Source organism: Actinomycetospora sp. (genome assembly GCF_055612215.1).
The window spans coordinates 1-3396 of the sequence record NZ_JBVPVA010000362.1; the positions used below are offsets into that span (position 1 = coordinate 1).

The 3396-nt window shown below is 75.7% G+C and carries 4 protein-coding genes; all 4 read right to left on the reverse strand.

Annotated elements, in window-relative coordinates:
• The coding region (locus tag AC0CYZ_RS10315) for a cytochrome c biogenesis CcdA family protein (RefSeq protein WP_472214909.1) at positions 1 to 541 on the reverse strand (541 nt) is incomplete at its 3' end.
• Positions 542 to 810: 269 nt separating this feature from the next.
• On the reverse strand, positions 811 to 1398 hold the full coding sequence (locus AC0CYZ_RS10320; RefSeq protein WP_472214911.1) for a TlpA family protein disulfide reductase: 588 nt from the start codon (positions 1396 to 1398) through the stop codon (positions 811 to 813).
• Positions 1395 to 2045, reverse strand: a complete 651-nt coding sequence (locus tag AC0CYZ_RS10325) for a histidine phosphatase family protein (protein WP_472214913.1) — start codon at positions 2043 to 2045, stop codon at positions 1395 to 1397. Before AC0CYZ_RS10325 ends, AC0CYZ_RS10320 begins: the two co-directional genes overlap by 4 nt.
• Positions 2042 to 3376: a glutamate-1-semialdehyde 2,1-aminomutase gene (gene hemL / locus AC0CYZ_RS10330; RefSeq protein WP_472214915.1), complete on the reverse strand. Its 1335-nt coding sequence runs from the start codon at positions 3374 to 3376 to the stop codon at positions 2042 to 2044. Before hemL ends, AC0CYZ_RS10325 begins: the two co-directional genes overlap by 4 nt.
• Between the last annotated feature and the right edge of the window lie 20 nt (positions 3377 to 3396).

Sequence of the window (3396 nt, forward strand, 5' to 3'; positions counted from 1 at the left end):
CGAAGGTGGCGCCGAGGAGCGGCGCGCCGGCCAGTCCCATGCGCGGCACCCAGTGCGGGCGGGTGTCGCGCTGCAGGGCGGGCACGAGGCCGAGGAAGACCAGGCCCATCGCCACGGTGACGACGCCGCCGAGCCGCTGCAAGAGCGCCTCGTTCGCGACGAGCGCGTCGGCGGCCCAGACGATCGCGCCCAGGCCGAGGACGAACACCACGGTGAAGCCGAGGACGAACAGCGACGCGGCCCCGGCGAGCCGCCACCGGCCGCGTCGGGCCGGGACGGTCGGGGTCGGCGTGGCGGTCGCGGTCGTCGTGGTGGTCGCGGTCGCCGTGCCCCCGACGACGGCGGCGCGGTGCTCCTGCGCGGCGACCTCCTCGACGGTCACCGCGGGCGCGGTGGCCCCGACCAGTCCGGCGAGGTAGGCGAGATAGCCCGGCACGAGGGGCACGACGCACGGCGAGGCGAAGCTGACGAGGCCCGCGACGAGGGAGAGCCCGAGGGCGAGCAGCACGGGACCCGAGGTCACCGTCTGGGTCAGGTCCATGCGGACTCGCGAGGCCGGGCGTTCATCTCGGGTCCCAGGGTAGGACGGCCGCGTCGACGGCGCGTGAGGGCGGCCGACTTCGTCCTACGGGATGTCGTAGGTCACCCGGTCCCGGCCGCTTCTGAGCGAAGGGCTCCTTCGCTCGATGGAGCCGACGGTGGGCGCCGTCCGCCGGAACCCGCGGCGCGCCCGGCGGGCCGGCGAGGGGCGCCCCTCGCCCGTCTACCCGACCGATGGTGCCCTTCGCTCACAACGCCGGCGCCCGGCGGTCACGCGGGCGGGGCGGGTTCCGCGGCGATGCGGTCGACGACGGGCTGCAGGTCGCTCGCCAGGACCGCGGTGAGGAAGACCGCCGCCACCCGGTGCGCCCGGTCGAGCACGATCGTCGAGGGCACCGCGTTGCGCGGGTAGCCCGACAGCGCGAGCAGCGACCGGCCGGGCGGGTCGAAGATCGACGGGTAGGTGATCCCGCGGCTGCGGACGAAGTCGGCGGCGGCGTCGCGGTCGTCGCGCACGTCCACGCCGAGGAACGTCACGCCGCGCGCGGCCGAGGCCGCCGCGACCTGCTCCAGCGCCGGGGCCTCCCCGCGGCACGGCCCGCACCACGAGCCCCAGATGTTCACGACGACGACCTGGCCCCGCGACTGCGCGCTGGAGATCGTCTGCCCCGGGGCGAGCAGGGAGTCCCCCGCGATCGGGGCGAGCGGGCGGCGCTGCGCCTCCGGGTAGGTGATCTGCGTCTGCCCGCCCGGCGCGACGAACTGGAACCCGCCGTCGTCGGAGGAGCCCGACGAGCACCCGGCCAGCAGCGCCAGCCCGACGACGGCGAGCGCGAGCAGGACCCGGACGCGCCTCATGCGCCCGTCGACGACGGGTCCGACGTCCCCGACGGCTCGGTGTAGGCCATGTCGACCAGCGACTCGTCGTCGAACAGCAGCGTCGTCACCGAGCCGAGGGCGCACTGCCGCTGGGTCGGGTTGTGCCAGAGCCGCTCCCCGGCCAGGAAGCGCCGCAGCGTCCAGATCGGGAGCTGGTGGGACACGCACACCGCCTCGTGGCCGGCCGCGGCCGCGCGCGCCCGGTGCGCCGCGCCCAGCATCCGGTGGGCGATCTCCAGGTACGGCTCCCCCCACGAGGGCCGGAACGGGTTGCGCAGCAACGGCCAGAACTCCGGGCGGCGCAGCGCCCCGTCGCCGACCCCGATCTGCTGGCCCTCGAACCCGTTGGCCGCCTCGATGAGCCGGTCCTCGGTCACGGGGTCGAGGCCGAGCTTCTCCGCGATGGGCACCGCGGTCTCCTGCGCGCGCTGCATCGGCGAGACGAACAGCGCGGTGACGTCGGCCGGCGCGAGGTGCTCGGCGACCCGCCGCGCCTGCGCCCGCCCGGTCTCGGAGAGCCCGAAGCCGGGCAGGCGCCCGTAGAGGATGCCGTCGGGGTTGTGCACCTCGCCGTGGCGCACCAGGTGGACCGCGGTGCGCACCGGACCGGTCCCGCCCGCCGTCACGCCTGCTCCGGCGGGGTCGCGGCGGCCGCGGCCGCGGCGGCGGCCGGCAGCGCGTCGGCGATGACGCCGAACGCGTCGTCGTCGAGGGCGGCCGAGATGAAGCACGCCTCGAACACGCTCGGCGGGTAGTAGACGCCGCGATCGAGCAGGGCGTGGAAGAACGGCGGGAACCGCCAGGTCTGCGCGGCCTTCATGTCCTCGTAGTTCCGGCCGGGCTCGGCCCCGAACCGGATCGAGACGAGGGACCCGGCGCGCTGGATCGTGTGCTCGACCCCGGCGCCGGACAGCGCGTCGGTGAAGAGCCCGTGCAGCCGGTCCGCACCCGCGTCGAGGGCGGCGTAGACGTCGTCGGTCGCGTGCTGCAGCGTCGTCAGGCCCGCGGCCACCGCGACCGGGTTCCCGGCCAGCGTCCCTGCCTGATAGACCGGCCCGGCGGGTGCGAGGTGGCCCATGATCTCGGCGCTCCCGCCGAACGCCGCCGCGGGCAGGCCGCCGGACATCACCTTGCCGAAGCAGTACAGGTCGCCGGCTACGCCCTCGAGGCCGTACCAGCCCGACGGCGAGACCCGGAAGCCCGTCATCACCTCGTCGACCACCAGCAGCGCACCGTGCGCCGCGCACAGCCGCTTGAGCCCGGCGTTGAACCCCTCGTCGGGGGCGACCGCGCCCATGTTCCCCGCCGCGGCCTCGGTGATCACGCAGGCGATCTCCGGGCCGCGCTCGGCGAAGGCGGCGGCGACGGCGTCGAGGTCGTTGTAGGGCAGCACGACCGTGTCCCCGGCCTGCGCGCCAGTGATGCCGGGGCTCGACGGGAGTCCGAAGGTCGCGACCCCGCTGCCCGCCTCGGCGAGCAGCGCGTCGACGTGGCCGTGGTAGCACCCCGCGAACTTCACGACGACGCTGCGGCCGGTGTAACCCCGCGCGAGCCGGATCGCGCTCATGGTGGCCTCGGTGCCGGAGTTGACCAGGCGCACCTGCTCGACGGGCTCGACCCGCCGGACGATCTCCTCGGCGAGCGCGACCTCGCCCTCGGTCGGGGTGCCGAAGCTCAGCCCGCGGGTGGCGGCGTCGCGCACGGCCTCGACGACGGCGGGGTGGGCGTGCCCGAGGATCATCGGGCCCCAGGAGCTGACGAGGTCGACGTAGCGGTTGCCGTCGGCGTCGGTGAGCCAGGCCCCCTGCGCGGAGGCCATGAACCGCGGGGTCCCGCCGACGGATTTGAAGGCCCGGACCGGGGAGTTGACGCCACCGGGGACGACCGCCTCGGCGCGCGCGAAGAGCTCAGCCGAGCGGGTGACCGGCCCGGCTGCCGTCGTGGGGGCGCTGCTCACCCGCCCAGTCTCCCAGGCGC

What these genes read in the sequence shown, in the direction of transcription:
- AC0CYZ_RS10320 (WP_472214911.1), bottom strand. Translation starts at nt 1,398, where the DNA reads ATGAGGCGCGTCCGGGTCCTGCTCGCGCTCGCCGTCGTCGGGCTGGCG.